Origin of the sequence: Streptomyces sp. NPDC091416 (assembly GCF_044756845.1) — a bacterium.
Taxonomy (GTDB): Bacteria; Actinomycetota; Actinomycetes; order Streptomycetales; family Streptomycetaceae; genus Streptomyces.
Genome location: NZ_JBIVTU010000012.1, coordinates 293,367 through 310,304, shown reverse-complemented (window position 1 = coordinate 310,304; position 16,938 = coordinate 293,367). Strand labels below are relative to the sequence as shown.

General features: G+C 73.5%; 10 protein-coding genes. 4 read left to right on the top strand and 6 right to left on the bottom strand.

The window, feature by feature from the left end; all coding sequences use genetic code 11:
* Nucleotides 1–4: 4 nt before the first annotated feature.
* Genes ACIQMX_RS31640 through ACIQMX_RS31620 form a run of 5 tightly spaced genes read right to left on the bottom strand, consistent with a single transcriptional unit; the run spans nt 5 to nt 3,506 of the window.
* A complete protein-coding gene (locus tag ACIQMX_RS31640; RefSeq protein WP_363067230.1) occupies nt 5–271 on the bottom strand; it encodes a MoaD/ThiS family protein in 267 nt (88 codons plus the stop codon).
* Nucleotides 268–2,055: a fatty acyl-AMP ligase gene (locus tag ACIQMX_RS31635; protein ID WP_363067231.1), complete on the bottom strand. Its 1,788-nt coding sequence runs from the start codon at nt 2,053–2,055 to the stop codon at nt 268–270. Before ACIQMX_RS31635 ends, ACIQMX_RS31640 begins: the two co-directional genes overlap by 4 nt.
* A complete protein-coding gene (locus ACIQMX_RS31630) occupies nt 2,039–2,389 on the bottom strand; it encodes a ferredoxin family protein (protein ID WP_363067232.1) in 351 nt (116 codons plus the stop codon). The genes ACIQMX_RS31635 and ACIQMX_RS31630 overlap by 17 nt, the downstream gene beginning before the upstream one ends.
* Nucleotides 2,386–3,336: a hypothetical protein gene (locus ACIQMX_RS31625; protein WP_402483196.1), complete on the bottom strand. Its 951-nt coding sequence runs from the start codon at nt 3,334–3,336 to the stop codon at nt 2,386–2,388. Before ACIQMX_RS31625 ends, ACIQMX_RS31630 begins: the two co-directional genes overlap by 4 nt.
* The gene (locus tag ACIQMX_RS31620; RefSeq protein WP_363067234.1) at nt 3,333–3,506 is read right to left on the bottom strand and encodes a hypothetical protein; all 174 of its coding nucleotides are present in this window, start codon (nt 3,504–3,506) and stop codon (nt 3,333–3,335) included. The genes ACIQMX_RS31625 and ACIQMX_RS31620 overlap by 4 nt, the downstream gene beginning before the upstream one ends.
* Nucleotides 3,507–3,655: 149 nt before the next feature.
* On the opposite strand from ACIQMX_RS31620, the gene ACIQMX_RS31615 reads away from it, so the two are divergent.
* Together ACIQMX_RS31615 and fabI are read left to right on the top strand one after the other, a co-directional pair.
* Nucleotides 3,656–4,519, top strand: coding sequence for an alpha/beta hydrolase (locus ACIQMX_RS31615; RefSeq protein WP_363067235.1), 864 nt, complete (start codon nt 3,656–3,658; stop codon nt 4,517–4,519).
* On the top strand, nt 4,516–5,295 hold the full coding sequence (fabI, locus tag ACIQMX_RS31610) for an enoyl-ACP reductase FabI (RefSeq protein ID WP_363067236.1): 780 nt from the start codon (nt 4,516–4,518) through the stop codon (nt 5,293–5,295). The genes ACIQMX_RS31615 and fabI overlap by 4 nt, the downstream gene beginning before the upstream one ends.
* A 68-nt stretch (nt 5,296–5,363) precedes the next feature.
* Here fabI and ACIQMX_RS31605 read toward each other — a convergent pair whose 3' ends face one another.
* Nucleotides 5,364–6,005 (bottom strand): TetR/AcrR family transcriptional regulator, encoded by a 642-nt coding sequence (locus ACIQMX_RS31605; RefSeq protein WP_363067237.1) that lies wholly within the window; start codon nt 6,003–6,005, stop codon nt 5,364–5,366.
* A 166-nt stretch (nt 6,006–6,171) separates the two neighbouring features.
* Between ACIQMX_RS31605 and ACIQMX_RS31600 the strand changes: the two genes are divergently transcribed.
* Together ACIQMX_RS31600 and ACIQMX_RS31595 are read left to right on the top strand one after the other, a co-directional pair.
* A complete protein-coding gene (locus ACIQMX_RS31600; RefSeq protein WP_402483190.1) occupies nt 6,172–7,923 on the top strand; it encodes a fatty acyl-AMP ligase in 1,752 nt (583 codons plus the stop codon).
* Between the two features lie 87 nt (nt 7,924–8,010).
* The gene (locus ACIQMX_RS31595) at nt 8,011–16,905 is read left to right on the top strand and encodes an HAD-IIIC family phosphatase (protein WP_402483187.1); all 8,895 of its coding nucleotides are present in this window, start codon (nt 8,011–8,013) and stop codon (nt 16,903–16,905) included.
* The last annotated feature ends 33 nt before the right edge of the window (nt 16,906–16,938 follow it).

Below are 16,938 nucleotides of genomic sequence, written 5' to 3'. Positions count from 1 at the left end.
GGCCCTAGCCTCCGGAGACCGCGGTGACGATGTCGACCCGGTCGTCCTCGGCGGCGGCGCGCTCCAGTTCGTTCTTCGTGAGCCGTTCGCCGTTGAGGGCGATCAGATGCGTCGGGCGCACCTCGCCCGTCCGGTCGAGCAGCACGTCGCCCAGGCGGGGGTAGCGCTCGGTCAGCGCGGTCAGACCGGCCCGCACGGTCCCGCCGCCGACCTCGATCTCGTTCTCGTACTCGGTGAAGCGGAGCAGGACGCCCCTGACCTTGATGATCACCGGCCGGTCCCTTCGTCGGTGTGGTTGCTGTTGCCGCTGCGGGCGGGTGCCTGCCAGCGGGCGAGTTCCTGGAGTTCACCGCCGAGGTAGTGCCGGCGCGCCAGCCAGCGCTGCACCTTTCCGCTGGAGGTCTTGGGGATGCTCCGCGGCGCGGTCAGGACGACGGCGTGCGGCGGAACGCTCAACTCCCGTGACACCGCCCGCCGGATGCCGTCGACGGCCGCCCGGTACCCGTCCTCGTCCCCGGCGTCGGCCTCGTAGACCACCACGAGCCGCTCGGTGCCTCCCGCCGTGTCCTCCACCGCGAACGCGGCACCGCAGGCGCGGCGGATCCCGGGGACCTCGGCCTCGCAGACCCGCTCGATGTCGACCGGGTCGAGATTGCGCCCGTTGACGATGACGAGGTCCTTCAGGCGTCCTGCCACGAAGAGCTCGCCACCCCGGACGAACCCGAGGTCCCCGGTGCGCAGATACGGGCCGTCCCCGGTCGCCGTCGTCGCGCCGAACGTCCCGGCGCTCTCCTGCGGGCGCCGCCAGTAGCCGTCGGCGACGCCGGGCGAGTCGACCCAGATCTCGCCGACCGCGCCGTCCGCCAGCGGTTCACGGGTGGCCGGGTCGGCGATCAGCAGCCGGGTGTCGGGGCCGGGGTGACCGCAGCTGACCAGCGACCGGGAGCTCTGCGCCGGTCCGGCGGGAACGGCCGTGCCCCGCGTCTCCAGCGCGTCCCGGGCGACCTCCACCGAGCGCCAGCCGTCCAGTGGCTTGGCGCCGGTCACGAACAGGGTCGCCTCGGCGAGGCCGTAACAGGGACAGAACGACTCGCCCCGGAACCCGCTCGGCCCGAAGCGCTCCGTGAACCGTGCCATCGTCTCGGGGCGCACCGGCTCGGCGCCGGTGAAGGAGAGCTCCACACCGGACAGGTCGAGGCCCGCCACGTCGGCGTCCGTCGCGCGGCGGACGCAGAGGTCGTACGCGAAGTTCGGGGCCCCGGTGATCGTCGCGCCGTACCGGGACAGCATGCGCAGCCAGGCCAGCGGGCGGCGGAGGAAGGTCACCGGCGACATGAGCGTCACCGGTATGCCCGTGTACAGCGGGGTGAGGAGGCCGCCGATCAGACCCATGTCGTGGTACGGCGGCAGCCAGAGGCCGCCCGAGCTGCCCGGGTGGATCCCGAACCCCCGCTCGATGTCGCGGCAGTTGGCCAGCAACCGGGCGTGGCTGAGCATGACGCCACGCGGCAGCGCCGTCGAGCCGGAGGTGTACTGGAGCAGCGCGAGGCTGTCGGGGCGGATCGCCGGGGACGGCGCGTCGGGGCCTGCGCCGTCCGGTCCGGCCGGTTCGTCGGTCGTGATCAGGCGGGGAGCGCGGCCGTCGAGCGTCGTCGTGAGCCAGTCCGTCATCAGCGGCGCGATGTCCGACGTGGTCAGGACGACATCGGATCCGGTGTCCCGGATGATCGCGGCGAGCCGCGGCAGCGTACGGGCCAGGCGGGCCGGGTCCGGCGGGAACGCCGGCACCGCGGGCACGCCCGAGCAGAAGCAGCCGAACAGGCCCGCGAGGTAGTCGAGACCCGGCTCGAAGAGCAGCAGCGCCGGGTCGGGCCGCCCCCGGGTGGCCTCCAGGAGGCGCGCCGAGACCGCCAGGGCGCGCCGGTGGAGCTCGCCGTAGGTGATCTCCTCGGCCGATTCGTCCTCGGCGACGAACCGGTAGGCGACGACATCGGGCTGCCGCTGAGCCCGTTCGCGTATCAGCGTGGCGAGGCTGTGGTCACCGGCTGGGAACACCGGGGGCCTGTTCCGCCGGGAGCGAGGCCCACTTGCCGGGCATCCCCAGCCACGTCTCGCCGTCGGGCAGCGGTTCCACGCGGGTGGTGGCCAGGGGGAGTTCGGCCGAGAGCCGGGCGTTCCACTCCAGGGCCGGCATGAGCTCGGGAGGCAGTTCGTCCTCCGGGTAGATCGCGTCGGCGGGGCACGCCTCCACGCAGTTCCCGCAGTCGATGCACTCCTCGGGATCGATGACGAGGAACGTCCCGCCCTCACGGAAGCAGGCGACGGGACAGTAGGTGATGCACTCCGTGAACTTGCAGTGGACGCACTGCTCGGTGACCACGTGTGTCACGGCTGGTCCTTCACGGTCGTGTCCGTCATGCCGGTCCGCTCCGAGGCGGCGGGCCCGAGCAGCGCCGCATGCCGGTCCAGGAAGAGGTGGCCGGCGTCGAGGCCGAGCTCGTAGGCCTTGACCAGGCCCTCCGGGGTCGCCGCGGCGTAGTCGACGCCCAGCAGCTTGAGGTCGTCATCGGGTTTGATCACCAGGACCCGGGCCTCGTCCAGGACGGAGCCGTCGGTGATCTCCTCGGAGGCGTACAGGTCGCGGAAGAGCGGGAAGGGGTCGCTGCCGATCGCGATGAGCACGCCGACGCCCTTCGCCGCGACCTCACGGGCCGGACAGGCGCAGGTGTACGACGCGTCGACGTACGCCTCCCCGTCGACCTCGGCCGGAACGGCCCAGGCGTGCAGCATGCGCGTCGAGGCGTAGGAGACCGCCTCGTAGTTGTCCGCCGTCAGCCGGGGCTCCGTGCCGCCGGCCGGGGCGTGGGAGGAGAACACGGCAGCGGACAGGTTCTCCTCGACCCAGCTCCGGTCCCCGGTGAAGATGTTGCGCAGGAGCTGCTTGCCGAGCGCCTTGGCCCCCGGGCCCTGGGTGACCTCCGCGGCCTCCGCGGTGGTGACCTTGCTGGTGGCGAGGAGGAACTCGGGGGCGCCGGGGCGGAAGAGCCCCTCGCACATCGCGGGGGCGTGCTCCTTGATGCTGTCCAGCGCGACGCTGCTCATGCCCTTCTCGGAGGCGGCCGCGGCGGCGCCGAGCCAGTAGTCCACGCCGACCTCCACCGCCCGCCCGGTCGCGGCGAGGCCGCCGGACAGGCCGGAGGACGAGGCGGTGCCGTACACGTCCGCGCGCAGCCCGCGTGCCTCGAAGGCGGACAGCACTCCGTGGCTGTACACGCCCTTGAGCATGCCCGAGGCGACGGCGATGCCGATGCGCTCCGTGGTGTCCGCGTCGGTCATGGCAACAGCCCCTTCTCGAGCTCCGGTGCGGTGGCGGGGACGGGCGCGGGGCAGTCGGTCAGGAGCTGCGCGTCGATCAGCCCGTCCAGATGGTCCTTGATCCACTGGTTCGGGCCGGGGCCCGTGTCGATTACTTCGCCCGTGCGGGGAGAGGGGTGCGGGAGCGTCATACCGACCTCCAAGAGGGAGAGTGGACTGGGCAGACATTAGCACGACCGTCCGTGCAGTTTTCTAGTCCCCGGCGAGCGCTGCCTGTTAAATGTGAGCGAACGATCGTGCTAACATCTCGCCGCATGATGATCGATCTGGAGGGCGTGGAATGGATCCCGCTACCGCAGTCGTAGGCGCGGCCCCGAGTGACAGGGGCGAGGAGGTCTTCGACCTCTTCCGGCGGCCGCAGGGCCGCAGCAGGACCCGGCCCGACGAACGGGCGGCCATCGAGAGCGCGCGGACGAGCGAGCTGACCGTCGGCGGCAAGGTGGCGGTCGTCTACCGCTGGGGCAGTGGCGAGCGCCCGGTGCTGCTCGTCCACGGCTGGGAGTCGCGGGCCTCGCGCTACGCGAAGGCCGTCGCCCGGCTCCTCGAACTGGGCTACAGCCCGGTGTCCTTCGACGCGCCGGGGCACGGAGAGGCCACCGGGGACACCACGACCCTGCTGGAGTACCGCGACATCATCACCGAACTCCACCGTGTGCACGGGGATTTCGAGGCCGTCGTGGCGCACTCCTTCGGTGTCACCGCGACCTTCTTCTCCCTGCGGTACGGGGTGCGGACCGGCCGGATCGTGGCGATCAGCACGGTCCCCGACTTCACCTACCTCGTCGACGCGTTCAGTGCCGGGATGGGGCTCGACCCGCATCTCAAGGAGGAGCTCCGGGGGCGTATCGAACGGGATGTGTACCCGGGCGAGGCGGACATGTGGACCCGGTTCTCGGTCTTCCACGAGTCCGCGAGCGTGCAGATCCCGCTCCTCGTCATCCATGACGAGGAGGACGGCATGGTCGACGCCGGTCAGGGCAGGCGGGTCGCCGATGCCTTCGGCGACCGTGCCCGGCTCGTCACCACCCGCAGGTTCGGGCACCGGCGCATTCTCGGCTCCCCCCAGGTCGTGGACGAGATAGCGAACTTCATGACCTCCGATGTCGCGGAGGCCGGACGGAAGACCGAGGTGGCAGCGGGATGAGCGGAATACTCGCGGGCAAGCGCGTGCTGGTGACCGGGGTCCTGATGGAGTCCTCGATCGCCTTTCACACCGCACGGCTCGCCCAGGAGCAGGGCGCCGAGGTGGTCCTCACGGGGTTCGGCCGGCTCAGCCTGGTCGAACGCATCGCCAAGCGGCTGCCCCGGCCGGCGCCGCTGATCGAGCTCGACGTCCAGGACAAGGGGCATCTCGACAGCCTCGCGGACCGGATCAGGGAGAGCGTCGGTCAGGACGCCCGTCTCGACGGTGTGGTGCACTCCATCGCCTTCGCGCCGCAGGACGCGCTCGGGGGCAACTTCCTGGAGACCGGCTGGGAGTCCGTCGCGACCGCCGTCGAGGTGTCCGCGTACTCGCTGAAGGCCCTGGCCGTGGCCTGCCTGCCCCTCATGGAGGAGCGGGGCGGGTCGATCGTGGGGCTGGACTTCGACGCGCAGACCGCCTGGCCCGCGTACGACTGGATGGGGGTGGCCAAGGCGGCCCTCGAATCCACCTCGCGCTATGTCGCCCGGGATCTCGGGCCGCGCGGCATCCGCTGCAACCTGGTCGCGGCGGGGCCCGTCAAGACGATGGCGGCCAAGTCGATCCCGGGGTTCGAGACGTTCCGTGAGGTGTGGAACACGCGCTCGCCCATCGGCTGGGACCTGTCCGACCCGGAGCCGACGGCCCGTGGGGTCGTCGCGCTGCTCTCGGACTGGTTTCCCCGGACGACGGGCGAGATCGTGCACGTCGACGGAGGCGTGCACGCCATCGGGGCCTGAGGCCGTCCGCGGCGCTCTCCTCGCGCCTTCCTTCCCCCGCCGCCGCGGCGGGGGAAGGCGCCGTGCCGTCAGGAGGCGGGGAGCGCCGACGCGTCGGTGGCCACGAGGCGCAGGCGGTTCAGGATGCCCTTGGACGCCTTGTCGTAGCAGGTGAACTCGTTGTGGAGGACGGATTCGGCGTTCGCCATCTCCATCAGCGCCACGAGCTCGAACGTGAGCTGGGCCGCGTCGGCCGTCTCCTCGACCTCGCCCGACTGCTGCGCCTCGCGCACGGTCTGCTCGACGTAGGCGACCCAGTTGGTCCGGGCCGCGGCGAGCGTGTCGTGGACCTTGCCCTCGCGGGCGTCGTACTCGGCCGAGACGGAGTAGAAGAAGCAGCCGCCGGGAAAGACCCGCTGCCGCGAGTAGTCGAGCCAGCCGGCGCACACCTGCCACAGGCGGTCGAGCCCCGGCGGCAGGTCGCGGGCGGGCTGGACGACGTGCTCCAGGTAGATCTTGATGGCCGCCCTGACCGTGGCGAGCTGCAGGTCCTCCTTGGAGCCGAACAGGGCGAACACGCCGCTCTTGCTGAGCTTCAGTTCGGTCGAGAGCCGCCCCAGCGAGAGGCCCTCCAGGCCTTCGACGGAGGCGATGTCCACAGCTCGCTTGAGGACCAGCTGACGCGTCTGATTCCCGCGCGCGATCCGCCCGTCGGTGTGTGTCTCTGCCATGCCTTCTGCCAATCCCCTGGGCGCCGGACCCTCGTGGTGCCGCCGCCGAGAGCCCATTGTACCGATTAAGTAGACGACCGTGCGGTCAGTATGTAAGGGTGTAGATGGACGAACGATCGTGCGGTCAGTTCGCTTTCCATGTGCCGTGCTGGGGGAAGGACAAAGGATGGCCGGGCCGGCCCGTTCCATGGTCGACGTGCTGCTGGCGCAGGCGTCGGCTCAGCCCGAAAGGGTCGCCTTTCGGTTTCTGGCCGACGGGGACTGCGACGGCGGGACCGAGGAATGGACCTACGGGCGGCTGGCCCGGCGTTCCCTGGCCATCGGCGGCCACTTGCAGGAGCGCGGCCTCGCCGGATCCCGGGCCGTCCTGCTCTACCCGCCGGGCCTCGAGTTCATCGCCGCCTACCTGGGCTGCCTGTCGGCCGGGGTCGTCGCGGTGCCGGGGCTGCCGCCGCAGGGCCGGTCACAGAGCCGGCGCGCCCTCGTGCGGATCCGGCGCCTGATCGCCGACGCGGACGCCAAGGCGGTCCTGGGCACCGGACAGATCCTCACCGCGCTGGGCGCCGCGGCCGGGGAACTGCCGGAGCTCGACGCCGCGTTCCGCATCGCGACGGAGGACATCCCGGACGAGGCCGGGGCCTCCTGGACGGAGTGCGACATCGCGCCGGACTCCGTGGCCTTCCTGCAGTACACCTCGGGCTCCACCTCCGCGCCGCGCGGGGTGATGGTGACCCACCGGAACCTGATGGACAACCAGCGGGTCCTGTCCCGGGGCATGGGCCACACACCCGAGACGGTCGAGGAGTGGGGAGGAGAGCTCTACGTCAGCTGGCTTCCCGTCTACCACGACCTCGGGCTCATCGCTCCCGTGCTGAACAACCTCTACATGGGCGGGACGTCCACGCTCTTCTCCCCGCTGCACTTCCTCCAGCAGCCCGAGCGCTGGCTGACCGCGATCTCGCGGTACCGGGCGCACACCAGCGGAGGCCCCAACTTCGCGTACGAACTGTGCCTGCGCGACGCCACACCCGAGCTCATCGACCGCCTCGACCTGAGCCGGTGGCGGGTGGCGCTGAACGCGGCCGAGCCGATACGGGCCTCGACGCTGCGCCGGTTCGCCGGCACCTTCGCCGAGGCCGGGTTCCGCCGTGAGGCGCTGCATCCGGGCTACGGGCTCGCCGAGGCGACCCTGATGGTGAGCGGCGGACCGGTGGGACGGGAGCCGAGGACGGCCGGGCGGCCGGGATCCGAAGAGCCGTCGGGTGGCGCGCCGGGCGCGGACCTGGTGAGCTGCGGCCCGCCGGGCGAGGGCCTCACCGTGGTCATCGCCGACGTCGAGCGGCAACAGGAGTGCCCCGAGGGCGGGATCGGAGAGGTCTGGGTCGCCGGGGAGAGCGTCACAGGAGGCTACTGGCGCAATGTACGGGCGACCCGCGAGGTGTTCGGGGCCTCCCTGAAGGACGGCAGGGACGGCTTCCTGCGCACCGGCGATCTGGGCTTCATGCGGGACGGGGAGCTGTACGTCACCGGCCGGCTCAAGGACCTCCTGGTGATCGACGGGCGCAACCACTACCCCCAGGACCTGGAGCTGTCGGTGGAGACGGCCCACCCCGCGATCCGGCCGGGCTGCATCGCGGCGTTCCCGGTCGAGGACGGGACGGGCGGCGAGCGTCCCGTCGTCGTCGCGGAGACGACGGCGGCACCGGGCCCCGGGATCGCCGACATCGAAGCGGCGGTTCGCGGAGCGATCGGCGAGGCCCACGGTCTTTCGCTCCTGCGCGCCGTCCTGGTCCGGCCCGGCACGATCCCCAAGACGTCCAGCGGCAAGATCCAGCGCAAGGTCTGCAGGACGGCCTACCTCGACGGAACCCTGGACACCGTCGGGGAGCAGCTGCCGGACGCCGGCCCGATGTCCTGACCCGCGTCCCCGAGGTCCTGTCCGGCCCGCGGCGCCGGCACGCAGTGAAGAGATCCCGAGACCGAGCCTGCGAAGACGGGTGCCCAGATGCCTGCGAAGAAGCGTGTTGAACCCACGGCCGGAGCATCCACCTCTGGGACACCTGCCGGAAGCCCGGCCGCTTCGGCCGACGGCCCGGCGGATGGTCCGGCCGGCGCCTCGATCGGCGCGTCGGCCGACGGCCCGGCCGCCACTTCCGCCGACACGGCCGTACGCCTCCTCGCCGACCCCACGTCCGCGGACGTCGAGGCATGGCTGACGGAGGCCGTCTCCCGTACCGCCGGCATCGAGCCCGCGCAGGTCGGGCCGGACCGGCCGATGGCCGACTTCGGCCTCGGATCACGCGAGTTGATGACGCTCGGCGCGCGCCTGTCCCGGGCCCTCGGCCGAACGCTGGACCCGACACTCGTCTACGACCACCCCACCATCACGTCGATCGCCCGGGCCGTGTCGCAGGCCGGGCCCGGCCTGCCGTCCGCAGCCCGGCCGGGGATCGCCGCACAGGCGGCGCCCGAAGCCGGGCCGGCCGCGGAAGCGCCGCCGGAGGCCGACGCGGTGGCCGTCGTCTCGATGGCCTGCCGCTTTCCGGGCGCGGAGGATCCGCAGGAACTGTGGCGGCTGCTGGACTCCGGCGTGGACGCCCTCTCGGACGTCCCGGCCGGCCGATGGGACGCCGAGGCGCTCCACGACCCCGACCCGGAGGCCACGGGCAAGGCGTACTCGCTGCGGGGCGGGTACCTCACCGGGATCGACCGCTTCGACGCGGAGTTCTTCGGCATCCCGCCGCAGGAGGCGGCCGCGATGGACCCGCAGCAGCGGCTGCTGCTCCAGACCGCCTGGGAGACGCTCGAACGGGCCGGGATACTGCCCGCGTCGCTCAACGGCAGCTCCACCGGTGTGTACGTCGGCCTGTACGAGAGCGGATATCTGGGTGCCGCCCGGATGGAACAACTGGACGGGTACGTCGGCACCGGTACGTCGTCCGCCGTGGCCTCCGGCCGGATCGCGTACCAGCTCGGCCTCCAGGGGCCGGCCCTCACGGTCGACACCGCCTGCTCGTCCTCGCTCGTGGCCCTGCATCTGGCGGCCCGGGCGCTGCTCGACGGTTCGTGCGACCTGGCCCTGGCCGGGGGTGCGACGCTGATGGTCAGCCCGCGTGGCCACGTCGAGTTCAGCCGGCTCGGCGGGCTGTCGGCGTCCGGGCAGTGCAGGCCGTTCGCCCGGGACGCCGACGGCGTCGTGTGGGGCGAGGGCTGCGGGCTGGTGCTGCTGAAGCGGCTCGGCGACGCACGACGGGACGGCGACCGGGTGCTCGCGGTCATCAGAGGCTCCGCCGTCAACCAGGACGGCCGCAGCCAGGGGCTGAGCGCCCCCAGCGGACCGGCGCAGGAGCGCGTCGTGCGGGCCGCGCTCGACGCGGCCGGTCTGCTCCCCGGCGACCTGGACTACGTCGAGGCGCACGGCACGGGCACCCCGCTGGGCGACCCCATCGAGGGCCGGGCGCTGGCCCGGGTCTTCGGTTCCGGCCGCCCGGCGGACCGGCCGCTCGTCGTGGGGTCGCTCAAGTCCTGCATCGGGCATGCGCAGGCCGCCGCGGGCGTCGGTGGCGTCATCAAGGCGGTGCTGTCGTTGCAGCACGAACGGCTGCCGGCCTCGCTGCACGCCGAGACCCCGACCGGGCTGATCGACTGGGAGGCCGGCGGCCTCGAACTGTGCAGCCGGCCCCGGCCGTGGCCACGCGGCGCCCGGATCCGCCGCGCGGGGGTGAGCGCCTTCGGTATCAGCGGCACCAACGCCCACGTGATCCTCGAAGAGGCCCCGGCACCGTCCGGGGAAGAGCCGGAGGCCCCGGACCCGGTCCCGTCCGCCGGTGGAACGGACGCCGCGGTCCCGTCCGCCGGTGGACCCGGCGGCCCGTCCGGGGACGGCCCCGGCGACCGCGAGTCGGCCGTCGCCCTGTTCCCGCTGTCGGCCCGTACGCCGCCCGCGCTGCGCGGACAGGCCGAGCGGCTCCTCGACGCCCTGGCGGCCGGCCCCCGGCTGCCGTTGCCCGCTCTCGCCCGGACCCTCGCGCACCACCGCACACACTTCGAGCAGCGCGCGGTCGTCGTCGCGAGCAGGCGGGAGGAACTGCTGGACGGGCTGCGCGCCCTGGCCGCCGGACAGCCCGCGCCGCAACTGGTCACCGCACCCCGCCGGCCGCTCGCCCGGGGCAAGGTGGCCTTCGTCTTCCCCGGTCAGGGCAGCCAGTGGGCCGGTATGGCACGCGATCTCCTCGACCGGACCCCGCTGTTCGCCGACGAGATGGACCGCTGCGACGCGGCGCTGCGCCCGCACACCGGGTGGTCCGTCCTCGGGGTGCTGCGCGGCGACGCCGGGGCGCCGTCCCTGGACCGGGTCGATGTCGTCCAGCCGGCGCTGTTCGCCGTCATGGTGTCGCTCGCCGCGGTGTGGCGGGCCCGGGGCGTGCGGCCGGACGCCGTCGTGGGCCACAGCCAGGGCGAGGCCGCCGCTGCCTGCGTCGCCGGAGCGCTCGGCCTCAACGACGCGGCGGCCGTGGTGGCGCTGCGCGCCCAGGCCCTGACCTCGCTCGCGGGGACCGGCGGTATGGCCGTGGTGACCCTGCCGCAGGCGGACGTCGAGGCGCGCCTGGCGGAGTGGGACGGGCGGCTGTCCGTGGCCGCGGTCAACAGCGGTTCGTCGACGGTGGTGGCCGGTGACACGGAGCCGCTGGAGGCCCTCCTCGCCGGACTGGAGCGGGAGCGGGTGTTCGTCCGCCGGCTGGCCGTCGACTACGCCTCGCACAGTGCGCAGGTCGAGCCCGTGCGGGCGTCTCTCCTCGCCGACCTGGAAGGCATCGCCACCCATCCCACGCCCGTCGCCTGGTACTCCACGGTCCTGGCCGGACCTGTCCCCGACGAGCCGCTGGAAGCCGACTACTGGTACCGCAATCTGCGCGAGCCCGTCCGCTACGCCGACACCGTCGCGCGCATGGCGGCCGACGGATACCGCCACTTCGTCGAGCTGAGCCCGCACCCGGCGCTGATCACCGCCACCCGGACCGTCGTCGAGGAGACCGGCGGTGACCTGCTCGCCGTCGGCTCCCTGCAGCGCGACGAGGACGGACCGGCCTGCCTGGACCGGGCCGCGGCCGAACTGCATGCCGCGGGCGTGGAGATCAACTGGCGGCGCGTCGTGCCCGGCGGACCCCCGGTGGACCTGCCGACCTACGCGTGGGACGCGCGGCGCCACTGGACCGAGGCCGCACCACCGGGTCCGGCCGGCCGGAGCGGGAGCCCGCTCGTCGACGTACACGTCGAGGCCAGTGACGAACCGGACCGGCACCTCTTCGACACCCTGGTCGACCTGCGGGACCCCCGGTTCGCCTATCTGACCGGCCACCAGGTCGCCGGAACGGTCCGGCTGCCCGCTGCCGCCTTCCTGGACATGGCGCTCGAAGCGGCGTCCTCGCTCCAGGAGGCGGCCGGAGTCCAGTTGGCGGACGTCGTGTTCGAGGAGCCGCTCCCGTTGGCGGCCGAGGACCCCGTCCGGCTGCAACTGGTCCTGAGGCCCGCCGACGCGCACGGCATCCGGGACTTCACCATCGCCTCGCGGCGGGCCGGTGACCGGAGGGCGCCCTGGGTGCGCCATGCCGGAGGCCGGACCGTCCCGCCGACCGCCGGGCCCGAGGGGGCCGACGCCGCCATGACCCTGTCCGAGCTGCGGGAACACTGCACGGAGCCGGTGGACGTGCCCGGCGCCTATGCCGGTCTGGCGGCCCTCGGGATCGACTACGGACCGTCCTTCCGGCTCCTGGAGGAGGGCTGGAGCGGACGGTCCCGGGCGCTCGGCCGGCTGGCGAGGACACCCGGCTCGGGGCATCTGCCGCACCCCGCGCTCCTCGACGCGGCCTTCCACACCGCCGCCCTGGTGGGGGACGCCCCGTCGGGCCGGGCGTTCGTGCCGCGCAGGGCCGGGCGGCTGCGCCTCACCGGGCGGCGTACCGCGCCCGTATGGGCGGCCTGCCGGCTGCGTGCCGCCGACGGGGACACCGTCACGCTCGATCTGCGCCTTCTCGACCGGGACGGGCAACCCGTCCTGGAGGTGGCGGAGTTCGAGCTGTCCGCGCTGTCCCCGCTGGACGGGTCGCTCTTCGAGGTGTGCTGGCAGCCCCGGCCCGCCGCGCAGGAACAGCCGGTCCGGGGAAGCTGGCTGATCCTGGCCGACGGTTCGGGTGCGGCCGACGACCTCTCCCGCCGCCTCGGTACGACCCCGCACGTGGTCGCCCGCAAGGGCGGGAGCTTCAGCCCGGACGCGCCGGGGCGCTACACGGTCGACCCGCAGGATCCGCGGCAGCTGGAACGGCTGCTCGACGAGGCCTTCGCCGCGGGGCCGCCGACGCACGTCGTGCATCTGGACGGCCTGGACGCCCCGTCGGCCGACACGGCCGAATCGGCCGCGGAGACCGCCCGGCTCTGCTGCGTCAGCACCCTGAACCTGGTGCGGGCGCTCGCCGGACGCTCGTACGGCCGGTCGCCGCGCCTCTTCCTGGTGACCCGTGGCAGCCAGGCCGCCACCGGCAGCCCGGATGTGACCCACCCGCAACAGGCGCTCGCCTGGGGCTTCGGCGCCACCGTGGCCCAGGAGCATCCGGAGCTGGGCACCACGCTGATCGACCTGCCGGCCGCCGGCGGCGAGGACGCGCTCTGGACCCAGCTGTGGCACGCGGACGACGAACGTCTCGTCGCCCTGCGCGACAGCGGCCGGCTCGTGCCGAGGCTGGTGCACACCAGCCCCGACCGGTCGGGCCCGGGAGCGGTCCGGCCCGACGGCACGTATCTGATCACCGGCGGCCTCGGCGGCCTCGGCCGGGTCGTGGCCGGCCGCCTGGCGCGCCAAGGCGTACGCAGGCTGGGCCTGTTGAGCCGCGGCACACCCGACGCGGACACGGCACGGTGGATCGCCGCGCTGCGGGAGGACGGGGTCACCGTCCGGCTCGTACGGGCCGATGTCGCCGACCGGGAGGGGCTGCGGGCGGCCCTCGACGCACTGCGTGCGGCCTGCGGCCCGATCACCGGTGTCATCCACGCCGCCGGTGTGCTCGACGACGCCACCCTGCCCGGGCTGACACCCGAGCGCATCGGGCGTGTGCTGGCGCCCAAGGTGCTCGGCACCGTCCTGCTGACCGAGCTGGTGCCCGAGGCGGAGTCACTGGTCCTGTTCTCGTCGGCCGCCGGCCTGCTGGGCTCCGCCGGGCAGGGCCCGTACTCCGCGGCGAACGCCTTCATGGACGCCTGGGCGCACCATCTCGCGCTCGCGGGCCGGCCGGCCCTGAGCCTCGACTGGGGTACCTGGGCGGACGCCGGCCTGGTCGCCGAGTCGGCGACCCGCACGGCCGCGACCGGCGGGTCGGGGCTCGTCGCCTTCTCCTCGCAGCAGGGCGGCGAGATGTTCGACCGGGTGCTGTCCACGGGCCGGCGCCAGCTCGTGCCGCTCTCGCTCGACCGGGAGGCCTTCGCCCGCGACCCGGAGCAGGCCCGCTCGCGTCCGCTCCTGCACGGCCTCGTCGCACGTCCCACGGGCCCGCGCGACGAGGCGGGGCTGCTGCTCGGCCAGGTGCGGGCCGCCGGGACGGAGGCGGCACAGATCGCCTTCCTCGAAGCCCATGTGCGCGCCAGAATCGGCGAGTTGACCGGGCATCTGGCCGCAGACGTCCCGGACGGAGGCCTGAAGGAACTCGGGCTCGACTCCCTCATGATCGTACGGCTGCGCAACACGCTCAGCCGTGAGACGGGTGCCGAGCTGTCCGCCTCGGCGGTGTTCTCGGCGGCTGGCAGCCACGGTCTCGCCAAGGAGTTGTACGCGGCACTGGCCGGCCGGAGCGCCTCCCCGGAGGCCGCCGACGACGGCGGGCCCGCTGGGCGGACGCCTGCCGGCCTCGACCGGGCCGTGCCCGAGGCCGAACTGAAGCCGGTCACCCGTGATGTCGTCCGGCTGCTGCGCGCGGCCCAGCACGGCACCCCGAGCGCCGCGCACTCCATCGGCCTGGCGTTCCGGCTCACCGAGCCGACCACCCGCCGACAGCTGACGGACATCCTCGCGCGCCTCGCGGGACGCCATGCCGCACTGCGTACGGGCATCGTCAACGAACGCGGCGCGGAGCGGCAGTTGAGGGTGGACCGGGCCCCGGCCCGCCCCCTGCTCCGGTGGTCGGAACAGGCATCCGGCGAGGAACGGGAAACCGGGGACCGGCTGAGTGAACTGCTCGGTCCCGCCTTCGACCTGAACGCCGCACCGCTGTGGCGGTTCGAGCTGATCGAGCGGGCCGGCGATGAGCAGATCCTGCTCATCGGGGCCCACCACGCGGTGAGCGATCTGCAGTCGCTGCTGCTCGTGGCCGCCGAGATCGATGCCGAACTGTCGGGTACGCAGCTCGGCGACACGGTCTCCAACCGCGATATCGACCTGCTGATCGCCGCGCAGCCGGCACCTCCGGAGACATCGCGGTCCGGCGCGGGCCGGGACGGCGCGGCGGCGGCCTGGCGGGAGGCGTTCGCCGGGAGCCGCCGGCTCGATCTGGAGCTCAGCCGGGCCCGGCCGGACGTGCGTTCCTTCCGGGCGGGCAGCCTGACCCTGCCGATCCCCGAGGGCCTCATGGACCGGGTGGGATCCCGGGCGCGCGGGCTCGGGATCACCCCGGCCGCCTTCTGCCTGGGCGCCCTGACGGTGCTCCTCGCCCGCAAGCGGCAGCGGGACCGGTTCGTGCTGGCGGTCCCGGTCGATACCCGGATCCACGTCGACGCGGCCGGCGCGGTCGGCTTCTTCGGCGTGCCGGTGCCGTTCCCGGCCGAGGCCCTGCCGGGCGAGCGGATCGACGAGGTGCTGCGCCGCACCGACGGCCGGCTCGAACGGGTCCTCGCGAAGGGCGCCATGTTCTCCGACACCCTGCCGGTGCTCGCCGCCCAGGGACTGCACCGGGATAACGCCCCGATGGTCGAGGTCTACTTCAACTACGTGCGGTCCACGGCGGAACTCGGCCGCCTCGAAGTCCTCCCGGCCGGAACCGGGCACTCCGACCTCGACCTCATGATCATCATGATGCCGGACGCCGGCCGGCTCCGCTTCGACCACAGCCTGGACATCATCGACGACGCGGACTGCGCCGGGCTCGCCGCGGACTTCCTCCGGCTGCTCGACGAGGCCGCCGACGATCCCGCCGCCCCGGCCCGGGCAGCGCTCCCGACGACGGCCGGATCCGTGTCCCACGAGGCGGCACCACCCGCGCCGGAGCGGCCCGCGCCGGAACCGTCCGCGACCGGGTCCGCGCCCGGGGGGCCGCCGCCGGTGCGGCCCGGCTCGCTCGCCGTCGCGGCCACCTTCGCGCTGGGCGACCTGCCGCTGCTGTGCGAAGCGGCCCTGGCCGACAGCGTCTGTGACGACCCGCGTGCCACCGTGCCCCAGGTCTCCGAGGCGCCGTACCACCATGTGCTGGCGGCCCTCAAGGATCCTTCCGGCGTCTTCACCGAGTCCTCGACGGAGATCGGTGCCGTCCTGCTGCGGGCATCCGACCTGGAACGGTTCGGACCGGTGAACGACGCGCTGCTCGACGAGCTCCGCACGGAGTACGCGGCGGCCCTGCGGGCGCTGTCCGAGCGGACGCGCCTGCCGTTGCTCGTCGGGTTCCTGCCGTCCGCCCGGCCCGACGACCGCCATGAGCGGTGGGAGCGCGAGGTCGCCGCCCTGCTGTCGGAGCTGCCCGGCATCGCGGTCCTGCACCCCGACGACTGGACCCGCCACCATGTCGTCGAGGACCGGTTCGACTCCGGGACGGACGAGCTGGCACACCTGCCGTTCAGCCCGGAGTTCCAGGCAGCCGTGGCGCTCACCCTGGCGGACGTCGCCGCCGCGGTCCGCCGGCCGGCGCCCAAGGTGATCGCGGTGGACGGCGACGAGACGCTGTGGGGCGGGGTGGCCGGGGAGAGCGGGCCGGAGCACGTGGACCTCGGCGGCGCCCGCGCACTCCTCGGCCGTCGGCTGCTCCAGTGGCGGGCGGCCGGAGTCCTGCTCGTCCTCGTCAGCAACAACGACGAGGACACCGTGCGCGCCGTGCTCGAACGGCCGGACAGCGTGCTGCGAGCGGAGCACTTCAGCGTGCTCGACGCCGGATGGGGCCGCAAGGCGGCGCGTCTGGCGGCGGCGGCGCAGACTCTGGACCTCGGCCTCGACAGCTTCCTCTACCTCGACGACAACCCGGCCGAGATCGCCGCCATGCGATCCGCGCTGCCCGAGGTCTTCTCCGTCTCCTGCCCCACGGCCGGAGAACTGGAGCCGTTCCTGGCCGAGTTGTGGCCCCTGGTGCCCGCGGCGGTCACGGCGGAGGACGCGCTGCGCGCGGGCTTCTACGCCCAGGAGCGGGCCCGGGACGCGGCCCGGGAGCAAGCGGGCTTCGAGGAGTTCCTCGAACAGCTGGAGCTGGACCTCGACATCCGGCCCCTGGAGGAGCCCGACCTCCTGCGAGCCGGCCAACTCGTCCGTCGTACCAACCAGTTCACCCTGCGGACGCGGTCGGCGGACGGGGGCGACCTCGGGCGGTGGCGGCAGCAGGGCGAGGTCTGGACCGTCGCGGCCCGCGACCGGTTCGGCGACTACGGCCAGATCGGGCTGCTGGCCCTGCACCCGGACGGCGAGCGGCTGGAGGTCCTGGCCTGGCTGCTCAGCTGCCGGGTGCTCGGCCGCGGAGTGGAGGAACGCATACTCCAGTGGCTGGCCGGCCGTGCCGAGGAGCTCGGCTGCGCCACCGTACGCATGACGGCGGACCACACGCCACGCAACGTACCGGCGCGCCGCCTGGTCGCGGCGCTCGGCGGAGGCGACCCGGACGGCAGCCCGGAAGCCGGGACCACCCCGGAGCGGCTGCGGGCGTTCCGGTCGTGGCGGCAGTGATGACTCGAGGCAGTGCACACCTGAGAGGCGCAC

Excerpts from the sequence above, each read along its gene's own strand:
- ACIQMX_RS31625 (WP_402483196.1), bottom strand. The coding sequence starts at position 3,336 with ATGACCGACGCGGACACCACGGAGCGCATCGGCATCGCCGTCGCCTCG.
- ACIQMX_RS31620 (WP_363067234.1), bottom strand. The coding sequence starts at position 3,506 with ATGACGCTCCCGCACCCCTCTCCCCGCACGGGCGAAGTAATCGACACG.
- ACIQMX_RS31615 (WP_363067235.1), top strand. The coding sequence starts at position 3,656 with ATGGATCCCGCTACCGCAGTCGTAGGCGCGGCCCCGAGTGACAGGGGC.
- fabI (WP_363067236.1), top strand. The coding sequence starts at position 4,516 with ATGAGCGGAATACTCGCGGGCAAGCGCGTGCTGGTGACCGGGGTCCTG.
- ACIQMX_RS31605 (WP_363067237.1), bottom strand. The coding sequence starts at position 6,005 with ATGGCAGAGACACACACCGACGGGCGGATCGCGCGCGGGAATCAGACG.
- ACIQMX_RS31600 (WP_402483190.1), top strand. The coding sequence starts at position 6,172 with ATGGCCGGGCCGGCCCGTTCCATGGTCGACGTGCTGCTGGCGCAGGCG.
- ACIQMX_RS31595 (WP_402483187.1), top strand. The coding sequence starts at position 8,011 with ATGCCTGCGAAGAAGCGTGTTGAACCCACGGCCGGAGCATCCACCTCT.